14 protein-coding genes are annotated in these 14299 nt (G+C 63.1%); 2 read left to right on the top strand and 12 right to left on the bottom strand.

The annotated features are described in order from the left end of the window. Positions 1–26: 26 nt before the first annotated feature. The gene (locus tag OP494_RS09945; RefSeq protein ID WP_280540562.1) at positions 27–896 is read left to right on the top strand and encodes an ATP-binding protein; all 870 of its coding nucleotides are present in this window, start codon (positions 27–29) and stop codon (positions 894–896) included. A 44-nt stretch (positions 897–940) separates the two neighbouring features. After that, on the top strand, positions 941–2557 hold the full coding sequence (locus OP494_RS09940) for a diguanylate cyclase (protein ID WP_280540561.1): 1617 nt from the start codon (positions 941–943) through the stop codon (positions 2555–2557). Positions 2558–2563: 6 nt separating this feature from the next. Here OP494_RS09940 and der read toward each other — a convergent pair whose 3' ends face one another. From der to iscR, 12 genes are all read right to left on the bottom strand, one after another. Continuing rightward, a complete protein-coding gene (gene der, locus OP494_RS09935; protein ID WP_280540560.1) occupies positions 2564–3967 on the bottom strand; it encodes a ribosome biogenesis GTPase Der in 1404 nt (467 codons plus the stop codon). 190 nt (positions 3968–4157) lie between these two features. Further along, positions 4158–5321, bottom strand: coding sequence for an outer membrane protein assembly factor BamB (bamB, locus tag OP494_RS09930; RefSeq protein WP_280540559.1), 1164 nt, complete (start codon positions 5319–5321; stop codon positions 4158–4160). Further along, entirely contained in the window at positions 5321–5980 is a 660-nt protein-coding gene (locus tag OP494_RS09925) for a tetratricopeptide repeat protein (RefSeq protein ID WP_280540558.1), read from the bottom strand. The genes bamB and OP494_RS09925 overlap by 1 nt, the downstream gene beginning before the upstream one ends. 73 nt (positions 5981–6053) lie before the next feature. Then, on the bottom strand, positions 6054–7340 hold the full coding sequence (gene hisS / locus OP494_RS09920; protein WP_280540557.1) for a histidine--tRNA ligase: 1287 nt from the start codon (positions 7338–7340) through the stop codon (positions 6054–6056). A 40-nt stretch (positions 7341–7380) separates the two neighbouring features. Then, positions 7381–8496 (bottom strand): flavodoxin-dependent (E)-4-hydroxy-3-methylbut-2-enyl-diphosphate synthase, encoded by a 1116-nt coding sequence (gene ispG / locus OP494_RS09915; RefSeq protein ID WP_280540556.1) that lies wholly within the window; start codon positions 8494–8496, stop codon positions 7381–7383. Positions 8497–8503: 7 nt separating this feature from the next. Further along, complete coding sequence (locus tag OP494_RS09910; protein WP_280540555.1) at positions 8504–9592, bottom strand: RodZ domain-containing protein; 1089 nt, start codon at positions 9590–9592, stop codon at positions 8504–8506. A 41-nt stretch (positions 9593–9633) separates the two neighbouring features. Further along, positions 9634–10374 carry a type IV pilus biogenesis/stability protein PilW gene (gene pilW / locus OP494_RS09905; protein WP_280540554.1) on the bottom strand — a complete coding sequence of 247 codons (741 nt, stop codon included), beginning with the start codon at positions 10372–10374 and terminating at the stop codon, positions 9634–9636. A 104-nt stretch (positions 10375–10478) separates the two neighbouring features. Next, a complete protein-coding gene (rlmN, locus tag OP494_RS09900; RefSeq protein ID WP_280540553.1) occupies positions 10479–11603 on the bottom strand; it encodes a 23S rRNA (adenine(2503)-C(2))-methyltransferase RlmN in 1125 nt (374 codons plus the stop codon). Positions 11604–11663: 60 nt separating this feature from the next. Beyond that, the gene (ndk, locus tag OP494_RS09895) at positions 11664–12089 is read right to left on the bottom strand and encodes a nucleoside-diphosphate kinase (RefSeq protein WP_280540552.1); all 426 of its coding nucleotides are present in this window, start codon (positions 12087–12089) and stop codon (positions 11664–11666) included. 155 nt (positions 12090–12244) lie between these two features. Continuing rightward, complete coding sequence (locus OP494_RS09890; protein WP_075368321.1) at positions 12245–12571, bottom strand: iron-sulfur cluster assembly accessory protein; 327 nt, start codon at positions 12569–12571, stop codon at positions 12245–12247. Between the two features lie 47 nt (positions 12572–12618). Further along, the gene (locus OP494_RS09885) at positions 12619–13767 is read right to left on the bottom strand and encodes an aminotransferase class V-fold PLP-dependent enzyme (RefSeq protein WP_280540551.1); all 1149 of its coding nucleotides are present in this window, start codon (positions 13765–13767) and stop codon (positions 12619–12621) included. Positions 13768–13813: 46 nt separating this feature from the next. Continuing rightward, positions 13814–14296 carry a Fe-S cluster assembly transcriptional regulator IscR gene (gene iscR / locus OP494_RS09880; protein WP_280540763.1) on the bottom strand — a complete coding sequence of 161 codons (483 nt, stop codon included), beginning with the start codon at positions 14294–14296 and terminating at the stop codon, positions 13814–13816. Between the last annotated feature and the right edge of the window lie 3 nt (positions 14297–14299).

Genomic DNA, 14299 nt, shown 5'->3' with positions numbered 1-14299 from the left:
GGATGAGCAATGACAGGAGGAACAGGATGGATGCCGATCTAGCGCAACGTCTGCACAAGGTGCTGGACCGGGTCGAGGCATGGCTACCGCCGGAACCCGAGACTGTCGATTGGTCGCGAGATGTGGCGGCAATCTGGCAGCGTAACGCGCTGGGCGGACAGTTGATCCCGGTGGCCGCGCGCGACAGCGTCGGTATGGACGATCTGGTCGGCATCGAGCGCCAGAAGACGGCGCTTTTGCGCAACACGCGCGCTTTCTTGCACGGGCGCCCGGCGAATCATGCGCTGCTCTGGGGCGCTCGCGGCAGCGGCAAGTCGTCGATGGTCAGAGCCTTGCTCAACACGCTGGCACCGGAAGGGCTGCGCTTGATTCAGGTCGACCGCCACGACCTGGTCGGCCTGCCAGCGTTGGTGCAGCGACTGCGAGGCTCGGCGCATCGCTTCATCGTATACTGCGACGATCTCTCCTTCGAAGGCCACGACGACGCCTATAAAGCGCTCAAGAGTGTGCTCGACGGTACCTTGACCGGTCCGCCCGAGAATGTGCTGCTATATGCCACATCCAACCGGCGTCACTTACTGCCTGAGTCGCTCGCCGATAACCAGGATACCCGACTGGTCGACGGCGAGCTCCATCATGGCGACGCGGTGGAGGAGCGTATCTCGCTCTCCGACCGCTTCGGACTGTGGCTGGCCTTCCATCCTTTCAATCAAGAGGCGTATCTGACGGCATGCCGGCATTGGGTACACTACCTGGGCGGTGAAGTCGCCTGGAGCGATGCGGCCCGCGAGGACGCGGTGCGCTTTGCCACCTTGCGCGGGGTGAGAAGCGGGCGTGCCGCCTGGCAGTTTGCCTGCCAGTGGGTGGGCGCGACGCAAGAGGCGCAAGAGTCGTAATATTCAGTGCTGCGAGGCGGACTTACGGTCAGGGAGAGGGCGATATGCAAGAGAGCGAACGCAGTCGGCGCCTCGAGGCATTACGCGTGCAATACGTCGCGAGATTGCATGACGACTTGCAGGCGGTAATGGCGCAAGTCGAGGAGATGAGTACCCGCGATCATGCCGCGTCGGGGACGGAACTGGAGGCAGTCTGCGAGACCCTGCAACGTATCGCGGATTCCGCCGGTAGCTTCGGCTATGACGCCTTGAGCGAGACATGCGGCGAGGTGGCATGTCAGGTACGTCAGTGGCTCGATGGGGGCGTGCTGCCCGCTCCCTATACACTGGCGGCGCTGCAGCCGCGTCTGCAATACGGGGCCGAGCAACTGCCCAGTCTCGACGACCTGCTTCCCGCACACGCCAAGATGGCCCAGCGAGAGACCGCGTCGGTGCGCGTTGCTTTGCTGGGTGACGAGCCACTACAGCGACGTGCACTGGGCGAGGCTCTGAGCGCGTTGGGATATGTGTGCAACGAGTATGCCATGCATGACGTCGACGCCCTGGTAGCGTGGCAGCCCGACGCCGTGCTGATCGATGAGAGCAGCGTGCCGCGTTCTCGTTGGAGCGCCTGGTGGGACGAGTGGCCGTCTCCGCCTCACCTGCTGGTATTCGGCGGTGAGGACGATTTTGCGGCGAGGCTCTCGGCGATTCGCCATGGCGCGGCGGGTTACTTCGTGCCACCGCTTGACGCCTCGCTGATCGACAGGTGCCTGGATCGCCTGATGCCGGGCCCTACGCCGGAACCGCTGCGCGTGCTGATCGTCGATGACGATGCCGAGCTGGCCGAACATTACCACCTGGTGCTGGACGGCGCGGGGGTCGATTCATGGGTGGTTAACGTACCGGCTGAGATTCTGGTCGCACTGCGCGAGTATCGTCCCGATCTGGTCTTGGTGGACACGCACTTGCCTGCGTGCACAGGACGCGAGATGGCCAGCGTGATGCGTCTCGACGACACCTGGCGGGACTTGCCCGTGGTGTATCTGGCGGCCGGCGACGATGTGCGTGAGCAGGCCTTGACGCGTAGCGGTGATGCCTTTCTGGGTAAACCGGTCGATGACGATGCCTTGGTGGCCACGGTCTTGTCACACGCCCACCTAGCGCGGGGCTCGCGGCGCTGGGTGGCGCGCGATGGCCTGACCGGCGTGCTCACCTATACTGCCTTGCAGGAGCTGCTGGACGTCGAATTCGCCCGCGCGCAGCGTAGCGGTACCCCCACGAGCCTGGCGCTGATCGATATCGATCATGTGGGGGCGTTGAATGCCCATCACGGGCATGCCAGCGGCGACTACGTGATCCGCCTTCTCGCGGAGCACTTGACCCAGCAGCTGCGTTTCATCGACCACGTGGGGCGTTACGCTGGCGGGGCATTTTGTGTCGTGTTACCGCACTGCAGTCCCGAGGACGCGCAACGCGCGATCGAACGTATACGCCTGCAGTTCCAATCGCAGACGCACACGATCAATGACCGCGGCGATGTCGGCGTTACGTTTTCCGCCGGGGTGGCGGGCCTTCATGATGCGGCCAGCGTCGAGGCGGGGCTCGACGCCGTCGATCAAAGGCTCTACCGCGCCAAGCTCGCGGGGCGCAATCGCGTGCTCGGTAATGGCGACGAGTGACGCGTCTTAGCGGCGGTTCTTGCGGGCCTCGCGGGTGCGGTTCAGTTCGCGCTTCTTGGCCTTCTCACGGTCGCTGGCGCCAGCATTTTCGTCGTAAGGGTTGTCGCCCGAGCGGAACTCGAAGCGCATCGGCGTGCCGCGTACCTTGAGCACCTTGCGGAAGGTGTTGATCAGATAGCGCTTGTACGCCTCGGGTAGTGAGCCAGTCTGATTGCCGTGGACCACGATGATGGGCGGGTTGCTGCCGCCCTGGTGGGCCATGCGCAACTTGATACGGCGGCCGTGGACCAACGGTGGTTGATGCTCGCTTACCGCATCCTGCAAGAGGGTGGTCAGGCGATTGGTCGACCAGTGACTGTTGGCCGAGTCGAAGGCCCGCGTGATGGAGGGGTAGAGATCGCCCACTGCGGTGCCGTGCAGCGCGGAGATGAAGTGCATCTCGGCGTAATCGGCGAAGCCTAGACGTCGCTTGATGGCGGCGCGCATCTTGTCCTTGGCTTCTTGCTCGAGGCCGTCCCATTTGTTGACCGCGAGTACCAGCGCGCGCCCACTACTCAAGGCATAGTCGAGCAGGTGCATATCCTGTTCGACCAGGCCGCTGCGCGCGTCGAGCACCATGACCGCCACATGGCAGTCCTTGATGGCTTCGAGTGTCTTGATGATCGAGAACTTCTCGGCGGTTTCCTTGACGTTCTTGCGTCGCCGCACGCCGGCGGTATCGACCAGCACATAGGGCTTGCCGCGGCGCTCGAAGGGGATCTCGATGGCATCGCGCGTGGTGCCGGCCTCATCGAAGACGATAACGCGCTCTTCGCCCAGCAGGCGGTTGACCAGCGTCGATTTGCCGACATTAGGCCGACCGATGACGCCGATGCGAATGCCGTTGCTGAGATCCGGTGGCGCGGCGTTGGCCTCGCGCGGAGGAAAGGGCGCCAGCACCTCGTCGATCAAGGCGGTTACGTTGCGCCCATGCGCGGCGGCGATCGGGCGCGGGTCGCCCAGGCCGAGCTGCCAGAAGTCCGCCGAAGCCGAGTGCTCTTCGAGCCCATCGGTCTTGTTGACCACCAGCCAGGTCTTCTTCTGATTGACGCGCAGGTGATTGGCGATGGCCTCGTCGGCGGCGCTGAGGCCGCTACGCCCGTCGACCATGAACAGCACGATGTCGGCTTCGTCGATGGCCAGCAGCGACTGCTCGGCCATGGCGGCGTCGATGCCTTCTTCATTGCCGCTGATGCCGCCGGTGTCGATGACCGTGTAGGTTTTGTCGCCGAGCGCGCCGTTGCCGTACTTGCGGTCACGGGTCAGACCCGCAAAGTCGGCGACCAGCGCGTCACGCGTGCGAGTCAGGCGATTGAAGAGGGTCGATTTGCCGACATTGGGTCGGCCTACCAGGGCGATGACAGGATTCATGTTGTCTCGTAAACCGGCGCACAAAAGCGTTGAGTGAGGCTGGACATGCGACGTGGTCGCTTCAAAGAGGACATGACGCAAGCGTCACGTTGTCGTGGCGTGATTCTAGCATTGCTGATCGGTAAGGGCCCACAAATGACGCGGGCACCTCATCGCGAGGTGCCCGCTCACAAGCTCAAGTGCGGCCCGCTCAATCGTCGCTTGCGTCGATATCGTAGGCGGCCAGTTCGCCGTCGTTGGTGAGGGTGTAGAGCCGTTGGTCGTCGGCCAGCAACGGCAGGCTGATGCCATCGCCGCCGAGTTCCGTGCGACCCACGAGTTCCCCATCGCTGGCGTTGAGCAGATGGACATACCCCTGATAGTCGCCTAGCGCCAGCTTGCCGTCGACGAAGGTGGGCGCGGTCAAGTCGCGGCCTTCGAGGGCGTCGGATTCCCACAGCACGCTGCCACTATCGACATCGAGCGCCAGGACATGGCTGGCTTCGTTGACGGTGAAGAGGTAATTGCCGACGCGCAGCGGGGTCAGATAGCTGGATTCGTCACGCGACCAGAGGACTTCGCCGCTGGTGGCTTCCAGCGCCATGACGCGGCCGTTGTAGCTGGTCACGAACAGGCGGCCGTCCCGAGACAGCACCGGCTGGCCGTCGAGGTCGACGAGCTGTTCCACTTCGGTACGCCCTTGCGGCACGGCGACACGCATGTCCCATAGCGGTTGGCCACTACGGTTGTCGAGCGTCACCAGGCGGCCATTGGCAAAGCCGACGAACGAGACGGGCTCGATGACACGCGGCGTGCCCGTGCCACGCAAGGTCAAGGAAGGCTGGCTGCTGCTGTAGGTCCATTCTTCCTGCCCCGAGGTGCGATCCAAGGCGGTTACCGTGCCGTCGGCACTCTGCACTACGACCAGCTTGCTGTTGACCTGGGGGGTGGCCAACACTTCGCTGGAGACCTTGGAGCGCCAGGCTTCGCTGCCGTCCTCGCGGTTGATGGCGACGACGGAACCGTTGCGCGTACCGGCATATAAATGCGCCCCATCGCGGGACATGCCGCTGGACAGCGGTGTGTCGAAGCGTACTTCCCATTGAGTGTCGCCATTATCGGCGTCGAGCGCGCGCAACAGGCCGCTTGCGTCGGCGGCATAGAGGGTGCCGTCGGCGAGTAGGGGCATCAAGGGGTAACGTGCCCGCCCTAGGCCGTCGCCGACCGAGGTGGACCAGCGCTCGTCGAGGGTCGCCGAGGCCGAGAAGTCCTTGAGTTCCTTGGGCGGATACTGCGGCTCGACGTCGCCAGCGCAGCCCACCAGCAAGGTAGATAAGGTGAGTGCGGCCGGTAACAGTAGGTGGTTCAATTTCATCAGCTGGCGTCCTCTACACCGAGATTGTCGAGCTTGAGCCGTACGCCGGAAAGCGGTTGATCCTGCTCTTCGGCGCGGGCGAGCGCGTCCTGATAGGCTTGGCGTGCCTCATCGGGTTGGCCTAGCGCGGCGTGGGCATCGCCGCTGATCTCGGCGGCTTGCGCCTCGAGCGCGGTGGGAATATAGCCCTCGAGTGTCGTCAGGGCGCCCTCGGCGTTGTCCAGGGCGATCTGCACGCGTGCCAAATTGAGGCGCGCGAGGCCGCTGAGATAAGCATGTTCGCTGCCATCGATGAAGGACGACAGCGTATCGCGGGCACCCTCCAGGTCATCGGCGTCGACCGCCAGGCGTGCACGCATCAGCTCGGCAAGCTCGGCGTACAAGGTGCCACCGTGCTCGCTTTCCAGACCATCGATCATGGTCGTGGCCTGTTCGCGTTGCTCGGCGCTCATCTGCGGCTGCTGCATCAGCATCGTGAGCTGTTGGTAGCGTTGCGACGCCGCTGCCGCTTGAGAGGCTTGGTAATCCTGCCAGGCGTTCCAGGCGAAAACGCCAGCGCCGGCCAGTACGATGCCGGCGATAATCGCCTTGCCGTACTCTTTCCACCAGCGCTTGAGCGTCTCAAGCTGTTCATCTTCGCTAGTAATAAGCTCCGCCACGGGCGGTCTCCTTCAATGGCTGTTCGTACGAAACGGCGCGTCGTTCTTCAAGTCCGTTCTTCAAGTCCGCTCTTCAAGCCTCCGCGAGAAGCGTCTTGAGGCGCGCCGCGAGCGCATCGAGGGCAACGCTTTCTTGATCACGATCTTCACGCAGGAATTTGATCCCCACCTGACCGCTAGCCAGCTCATCCTCGCCGAGTAACAGCGCCATGCGGGCCCCGCTCTTGTCGGCTTTCTTGATCTGGCTCTTGAAGCTGCCGCCGCCGCAATGGAGCTGCAGGTGCATACCGGGCAGGTTGCTACGCAGCCGTTCGCCCAGCAGCATTGCTTCGCGGCTGGCGGCATCGCCCATGGCCGTCAGATAGACGTCGGTGCGCGGTCGCGCGGCCTCGGGAATCAGATCGAGCGTTTCGAGCAGCAGGATCAGCCGCTCGACGCCCATGGCAAACCCTACGCCAGGCGTGGGCTTGCCGCCGAGCTGTTCGACCAGGCCATCGTAGCGACCGCCAGCACATACCGTGCCCTGGCTACCCAGCGCTTGGGTGGTCCACTCGAACACGGTTCGACTGTAATAGTCCAGTCCTCGCACCAGGCGCGGATTGATGACGTAGTCGATGCCGGCCGCCTCGAGCATGGCGGTGAGCTCGGCGAAGTGAGCACGCGATTCTTCGTCGAGATGATCCATCAAGCGTGGCGCATCGGCGAGCATCGCCGCCATGTCGGGATTCTTGGAGTCCAGGATGCGCAGCGGGTTGGTGCTCAGACGGCGCCGGGAATCTTCGTCGAGGACATCGGAATGCGCCTCGAAGTGGGCGACCAGCGCGTCTCGATAGGCGCCACGTGCCTCGTTGGAGCCCAGCGAGTTGAGCTCCAACTGAACGTGGGGCATCAGTCCGAGCGCTTCCCATAGCCGTGCACTGAGCAGGATCATCTCGACGTCGATGTCCGGCCCGTACATGCCATAGGCTTCCACACCGACCTGGTGGAACTGACGGTAGCGCCCTTTTTGCGGACGTTCGTGGCGGAACATCGGGCCCTGATACCACAGGCGCTGCGTCTGGTTGTAAAGCAGGCCGTTCTCAAGTGCCGCGCGCACGCAACTGGCGGTGCCTTCGGGCCGCAGCGTGAGGCTGTCGCCGTTGCGATCATCGAAGGTATACATCTCCTTTTCGACGATATCGGTCACTTCGCCGATCGAACGCTTGAACAGTGCTGTCTGCTCGATGATGGGCGTGCGGATTTCGCTATACCCATAGCGCTGCATGAGATGCTGGATCTGACGCTCGAAGTATTGCCAAACAGGCGACTGCTCCGGTAGCAGATCGTTCATGCCACGGATGGCCTGGATCTTGTTGCTCAATGCTGACTCCTGAACCGGTACGGGGCGCGCGAGCGGCGCTTTATGCCTCGCGAGCGATGGTATCGCGTTCGCGGGCCTCTTTTTCGCGGACCTTATCGCGGATCAGCGCTTCCAGATCGTCGACCAAGTGGTCGTTGCGAAGCTTGCTGGCCGGCTTGCCGTCGATATAAACGAGGTTGGCCGGGTCGCCGCCGGTGAGGCCGATATCGCTTTCCTTGGCCTCGCCGGGGCCATTGACCACGCAGCCGATGACCGAAACATCGAGCGGCGTCATGATGTCATCGAGGCGTTCCTCGAGGGCGTTCATGGTGCCGATGACGTCGAAATTCTGGCGCGAGCAACTCGGGCAGGCGACGAAGTTGATGCCTTTGGAGCGCAGGCGCAGGCTCTTGAGCATGTCATAGCCGACCTTGATTTCTTCGACGGGGTCGGCGGCCAGCGAGACGCGAATGGTGTCGCCGATGCCTTCCATCAGCAGCATGCCGAGCCCAATCGAGGACTTCACGGTTCCCGAACGCAAACCACCGGCTTCCGTGATGCCTAGATGCAGGGGCTGATCGATGCGCTGCGCGAGCTGACGGTAAGCGGCCACCGCCATGAACACGTCGGAGGCCTTGACGCTGACCTTGAAGTCTTGGAAATCGAGGCGGTCGAGATGCTCGATATGCCGCATGGCGGATTCGACCAAGGCTTCTGGCGTAGGTTCGCCGTATTTCTTCTGCAGATCCTTTTCCAACGATCCGGCGTTGACGCCGATGCGAATCGGAATGCCATGTTCGCGGGCGGCATCGACCACCGCGCGCACGCGGTCTTCGCGGCCGATATTGCCGGGGTTGATGCGCAGGCAATCGACGCCCAGTTCCGCTACGCGCAGGGCGATCTTGTAGTCGAAGTGGATGTCGGCAACCAGGGGGACCGAGACCTCGCGCTTGATCTGGCCGAAGGTCTCGGCGGCCTCCATGGTGGGCACCGACACGCGCACGATATCCGCGCCTGCGGCCTCGAGCTGGCGGATCTGCGCCACGGTGGCGGCGACATCCAGGGTGTCGGTGTTGGTCATGCTTTGAACGGCGATGGGCGCGCCACCACCGACGGGGACATTCCCGACATGAATCTGGCGGGATTGGCGCCGTTGAATCGGAGATTGCATATGCATGGGCGTATCACTCTCCCAAGGTGAAGCGGGCGACGTTGTTGCCGCCGGTATGCTGGCTCAGGTCGATATCCTCGTCCTGATAGCGGAGCTCGACGCCGGTGGCGTTGCCAATGGTCAGGCGAAACGGCGGCGTGCCTTCTAGCTGGGTATTGGTGCCGGGGTCTTGCAGCCCGGCCAACAGGCGTTGATCGTCGGCATCATAGATCTCGGTCCATGATTGCTCGTTGAAAGTCAGCGTCAGGCTATTGGCGCTGTTAGCGCCGGCATCGTTGCTGGCGCCATCGCGGTCGTCGTCCTGCGTGGCGGATTCGGCATCCGCCGAGGTGTCGCGGGCGGCGACGTTCGTGCCCTGTGCGTCGACATCGTCGCCGGTAGCACCCTCGTTCGAGGTGTCGTCAGCGCTCGCGTCATCGCTATCGACCAGACCCAAACTGTCATCCTCGTCGGGTAGCGGCGGCAGGTTGTCCTGTTCGCTCGCGTTGCCTTGTTCACCCGTACCGGCCTGCGAGGCGACACCGTCGCGTTGTGCCTCGCTGTTTGAGGCGGCGGCGTCGTTGAGGGTAGCGTCGTTTGCCATGGCCTCGTTCCCCGCACTGCCCCCGGTGGCGCTACCACCATCCGCACTTTCCATGGCGGCGGGCTCATCGCCGAGGCCGAAGAACTCGTTGCCTTCACGGCTCTGCCACCAAAGCAGCGTCAAGCCGATCAGGCCGACGATGATGATGAGCGTGACCAGCTTGAAGACCCAGGCGCCGATCCGTGAGGGCGGTTGCGAGCGATACGATGGTGGTGTGACTTTGCGGTCGAGATCGTCACGGCCGTGCAGGGCGTCGTAGTCTTGCGCCACACGCTTGTCGTCGAGCCCCAGCAACTTGGCGTAGGCACGCAGATAACCTCGTCGATAGGTGGCGATGGGGACCTGGTCGTAGCGGTCTTCTTCCAGACCGGTGACCACGGCGGGCCGGAGGTTGAGCTGCTCGGCGACTTCTTCTAGCGACAGTCCCTGTCGCTCGCGCTCGCGCCTCAGCCGAGTGCCCGGAGGTTCGTGACCCTCGGTGGGAGCGGGGGAGATGTGTTGTTCGTGAGTGTCGCTCATACCAGAGCATCCTTCTCGAATTCGTGTGGTCGGATCATGCCTCAGGAATCGTCATGCTGCCGATGATAAAAGGCTGCGGCTTCCTCGTCGCCCCGTGCGCGAGCGATATCGCTCGCCAATTCGAGACTTTCCGGAGTCGCCTCGGCCAAGGTGAAGAAACGCTGCAAGCGTTCCCAGGCACGTTCATCATGACCCTGCGTATGGTCGAGTCTCGCCAGCAGGAGCAGGCTTTGTGCATCGCGTGAGTCGGACGCGATGGCCTGTTCCAGCGGACGTCGCGCGGCATCGAGATCGCCTTGCTCGAACCGGCATCGGCCCAGATTGGCAAGCAATTGGGCGCGATTATTATACGTGGTGTCTTGTGCTGCTTGCTGCAGTTGCGTACAGGCGGCGTCGAGCTTGCCCTCATCGTACAGAAAAGCAGCATAGTTGTTGCGCGCGCGAGTATAATCGCCGTCGGCATCCAGCGCACGTTCGAAGTATTCCTCGGCGAGTGCCGGCTCATCCTGACGTTGATAGAGAAGTGCCATGCTTTCCAATGCCCGTGGATCGTCGGGACCCAGTTCCAAGGCGTGTTCCAGTGCATCGCGGGCGCGCGTCAAGTTGTCGCGTTTGAGATAGGCCAGCCCCAGCTCGGTATACGCCGACACCGCTTCACCGTTGTCCGGCGATGCGTAGGGGGAGTTACTTTCGACCTGGACGGCGCAACCGCTCAATAGCCAGACGAGCGACATCGCGGCACTCAACGAGCGGATCGAAGGTGGACGATGGCGGCGCGTCATGGAGCCCTCTCGAAACAATGGCGTCAATCGATGCGATGAGACGGTATTCGTCGTCTGGAAGTGTCCCATCAAAGCGCCGCACCTTAATGAAGTCAAGGTGAGGCTCAATCGGCGTCGATCTGAATGGACTGAATGTAACGCTCATGACGCTTGGTGCGGTCCTTGACGCGTCCCACCAGCTGACCGCAGGCGGCATCGATATCATCGCCGCGCGTCATGCGGACGGGGGCAGTATGGCCCAGTTCTTCGAGCCAGTGCTGAAAGCGCATGACCTGATTGCGTGAAGGCTTCTCGTAGCCCGAGTGCGGGAACGGGTTGAAGGGAATCAGGTTGATCTTGCACGGCAGGTCTCCGAGCAGCGTTGCCAGCTCCTGGGCGTGGCGCTGCTGATCGTTGACGTCCTTCATTAGCGTGTACTCGATGGTCAGCATGCGCGTGTCGTCGCACTTGGCGAGATAGCGACGGCAGGAATCGAGCAGCGTGGCGATGTTGTACTTGCGGTTGAGCGGCACCAGCTCGTTGCGCAGCTCGTCGTTGGCGGCATGCAGCGAAATCGCCAGACTCACGTCGAGCTCGTCGCCGAGCTTATCGATCATCGGTACCACGCCGGAGGTGGAAAGCGTGACGCGGCGCTTGGAAAGGCCGTAACCGTTGTCGTCGAGCATGAGCTTCATGGCCGGCACGACGGCGTTGTAGTTCATCAGCGGCTCGCCCATGCCCATCATCACCACGTTGGTGACCGGGCGATTGGTGTCTCGCCGCGCGCCGAAGCTGTTGCTGGCTACCCACACCTGACCGATGACCTCGGCGCTGGTGAGGTTGCGCTGAAAACCTTGCTTGCCGGTGGAGCAGAAGCTGCAATCCAGCGAGCAGCCGACCTGTGACGACACGCACAGCGTGCGGCGTTTGCCACCCTCGGCGGGAATCAGCACGGTTTCCACGTAACTGCCGTCCTCCACCTCGAGAACCCACTTACGCGTGCCATCCTGCGAGGCGCCTTCGTAGACCACGCGCGGACCACGCACTTCGGCGAGTTCCTCGAGGCGCGTACGCAACGCCTTAGAGAGATTGGTCATCGACTCGAAGTCGTCGCAGCCTTCGTGGTGAATCCACTTCATCACCTGGGCGGCGCGAAATTTCTTCTCGCCCAATGAGACGAAGAAGGTTTCCATCTCCTCGCGCGTAAGGCCGAGAAGGTTGGTACGGGGCGTGGCGGTATCGAGGGTCATGGTGGGTCGTACGCTCGGTGGATGGCGGTGCGAGGGCCTTGCGGCCCCCGCGGGAAGCGATCAGCGTGCGCAGATCTCTTCGTTGCCGAAGAAGTAAGCGATCTCGCGCTCGGCGGATTCCGGCGAGTCGGAGCCGTGCACGGCGTTGGCGTCGATGGACTGCGCGAAGTCGGCGCGGATGGTGCCGGCCTCGGCTTCCTTGGGATTGGTAGCGCCCATCAGGTCACGGTTGGTGGCGATGGCATTGTCGCCTTCCAGAACCTGTACGACCACCGGGCCGGACGTCATGAAGCCCACCAGATCGCCGAAGAAGGAGCGTTCCTTGTGCTCGGCGTAGAAGCCTTCGGCCTGGGCCTGGGAAAGCTGGAGCATCTTGGCGGCGACGATCTTGAGGCCGGCCTTCTCGAAGCGGCTTTCGATCTCGCCGATGACGTTCTTGGCGACGGCGTCGGGTTTGATGATGGACAGGGTGCGTTCGTTGGCCATGAGGTCAATGTCTCCGTGACTGAAATCGAGGGTCTTGATCGATACGCCAACGCGCCGCTCGAGGCGACGCGTTGCATGAAACTCGACGGATGTCGAAAAAAGCGCGTCATTGTAGCGTGTCGCCGGACGTGGCGCACGCCCGGCGGGTGACGCCTTTAGACGCTGAAGCTTTCCCCGCAGCCGCATTCGTCGGTGGCATTGGGGTTGTTGAAGCGAAAGTAACGGTTAAGCCCTTCGTTGACGTAGTCCACCTCGGTGCCGTCGAGCATGGTCAAGGCCTCTTTGTCGACGAGCACCTTGACGCCATGATCCTCGAAGGGCACGTCGTTGGCGCCCACCTCGTCGGCGATATCGAGCACGTAACTGTAGCCGGAGCAGCCGCTGGGCTTGATCGCCACGCGCAGGCCGAGGCCATTGCCGCGTTCGGCGAGCACATGCTGGATCTGATCGGCGGCAGCGGAACTGATACTGATGTTAGCCATGTTGACCTCCTTGCTTGGGTCGCGACGCGCCGTGCGGCGACCTCGAATCATTGGCGTAGGGCGCCGAGTGCGTGTCTGAGCTCGGCGCTTGCGGTGTCGATATCCGCCTCGGTAGTGAAGCGGCCGAAACTGAAGCGAATGGACGCCAAGGCGCGAATGCGATCGGTGCCGATGGCCTTCAATACATAGGATGGCTCGACACTGGCTGAGTTGCACGCCGAACCGGTCGATACCGCCAGCGCACGCAGCGCCATCAGCAGCGACTCGCCGTCGACGTCGTCGAAAGCCAGATTGACGATCATGGGCACCGAGACGTCGAGCGTCGTGTTGCAGTGCACGCCTTCGCACGCGTCAAGGCCGTCGAGAAAGCGCTGGCGCATGGCCAGGCCATGGGCGTGATCGGCTTCCTGCGCGTCGGCCGCCAGGGCGAAGGCTTCGCCCATGCCGGCGATCTGATGCGTGGGCAGGGTGCCTGAACGCATGCCGCGTTCGTGACCGCCGCCATGGATCAGCGCATCGAGGCGAATGTCGGGGCTGCGGCGTACATAGAGCGCGCCGACGCCCTTGGGACCATAGGTCTTGTGCGCCGACATCGACATCAGGTCTATGCCCATGGCGTTGACATCGAGCGCGATCTTGCCGGTGGCCTGGGCGGCATCGACATGAAAGACCGCGCCGGCGGCGTGGACGATCTCGGCCAGTGCCGCCAGCTCGTGAATGCTGCCCAGCTCGTTATTGACGGCCATCAGCGAGACCAGAACGGTATCCTCGCGCATGGCGTCGTTGAGCTGCGTGGGCGTCACGCGGCCATCTGCACCGGGCGTCAACCACGTCACGTCGAAACCTTCGGCCTCAAGCGCGAGGGCGGTGTCGACGACGGCTTTATGTTCGATACGCGAGGTGACCAGATGTCGTCCGCGCGCTCGGTTGGCGCGCATGAAGCCGATCAACGCAAGATTGTCGGCTTCGGTAGCGCCGCTGGTCCAGACGATCTCGCGCGGATCGGCGGCGATCAAGTCGGCGACTTGGCGGCGCGCGCTTTCCACGGCCTGTTCGGCCAACCATCCCGGCATGTGGCTACGCGAAGCGGGGTTGGCGTAGACGCCATCGAGTGTCAGGTGACGCGCCATCACCTCCGCGACGCGTGGGTCGACGGGGGTGGTGGCAGCATAGTCAAGATACACGGGTGAGGTCATGACGTCTCGTATCGATGATGGCGCTGGCGCCTACTGCTCCGCACGGTCATTGCGGCGCAATGCTGATGGTATCGGTGCTGATCGTCTCCGGCGCGACGCGCTGCTGGCGGGCGGCGATATCGCGGACCTCCTGGCGCTCCACCAGCTCGGCGAGCGTGATGGCGTCGAGGAAGCCATGAATCTTATCCGACAGATCGCACCACAAATGGTGCGTCAGGCAGGTATCGCCCTGCTGGCAGTCCGAGAGCCCCTGGCAGCGCGTCGCGTCCACAGACTCGTCTACCGCACCGATGACCGCAGCCACCGAAATGGCGCTGGACGCATGCGCGAGCATGTAACCGCCGCCCGGGCCACGCACGCTATTGACCAGTTCGGCACGCTTGAGCCGCGCGAACAGCTGTTCCAGATAGGACAGTGAAATCGCTTGGCGTTTGGAAATGTCGGCGAGGCTGATGGGGCCGGCATCGGCATGCAGCGCCAGGTCCAGCATCGCGGTGACGGCGTAGCGTCCCTTGGTCGTCAAGCGCATAAG

Source organism: Chromohalobacter sp. 11-W (assembly GCF_029889905.1).
In the GTDB taxonomy this organism is placed as follows: Bacteria; Pseudomonadota; Gammaproteobacteria; order Pseudomonadales; family Halomonadaceae; genus Chromohalobacter.
Note: the sequence above shows the minus strand (reverse complement) of the source record. Positions and strands in the feature narration are given on the sequence as shown.